Origin of the sequence: Mycobacterium sp. (assembly GCF_008709575.1) — a bacterium.
Classification (GTDB): Bacteria; Actinomycetota; Actinomycetes; order Mycobacteriales; family Mycobacteriaceae; genus Mycobacterium.
In genome coordinates this window covers 1-667 of the sequence record NZ_VYIK01000392.1, presented here as the reverse complement: position 1 = coordinate 667, position 667 = coordinate 1, and the positions used below count along the sequence as shown (strand labels likewise).

The 667-nt window shown below is 69.6% G+C and carries 1 pseudogene; it reads right to left on the bottom strand.

Annotation, left to right across the window (positions count from 1 at the left end):
* A pseudogene (locus F6Q13_RS19165) lies at positions 1-358 on the bottom strand (LytR family transcriptional regulator); the annotation flags it as partial.
* Between the last annotated feature and the right edge of the window lie 309 nt (positions 359-667).

The window sequence follows — 667 nt, the reverse complement described above, 5'->3', positions numbered from 1 at the left end:
GTCGGGTGCGACGATGGGCGGCATCCAGGTCGGGCAGCTCAGAGGCATAGGCCGACGACGCCGAAACCGCAGAGGCGACGACATAGGCGTCGTAGTCCGGCTCGGTTGTCCCGGTTTCGGGAACCGCCCGGTGATGGCCGGGCCGGCCGGCGCGGGGGACGGCGCCGAGCTTCGCGATCAGGTCGGCGACGGTAAGCCCGCCGTCGGTGTGACAGCCGGCTGACTCGGCGTCGCCGGGCTCCGGCGATGGCGACCACCACCGGTGGGTGCCGGCCACCGGCGCCGCTCCGAACCGCTCCCACGGGGCGGTGCCAAGCACAGGCCGCGCAAAAGTGGCGTGGGGGTTCCCGTCACTCATGTCCCTAACCGGCCTCCGAAACTCTGCTGAGGTGCGTGTCGTGCGCAGACATCAGGGCAGTGCCGGCGGTGGCAGCACTGCAGGTTTGCGTTCCCCCCGAAATCCACCGGAACGCGCTCCAACAAGTCTGACATGGTAGTCAGCGGTGTGCAGAAACACGATGTCGAGACGGTCTCGATTTGTCCGGCCCCATCCCGGGCCGGCCTCGGCCACAGCGTCGCCGTACGCTGGATTTCAGCCACCGTTTCCCATGATGTCCGCCCCAGCCGGCACCGTGCAGTCGTCGCGGTCGGCGAGCCAGCCCTCGGG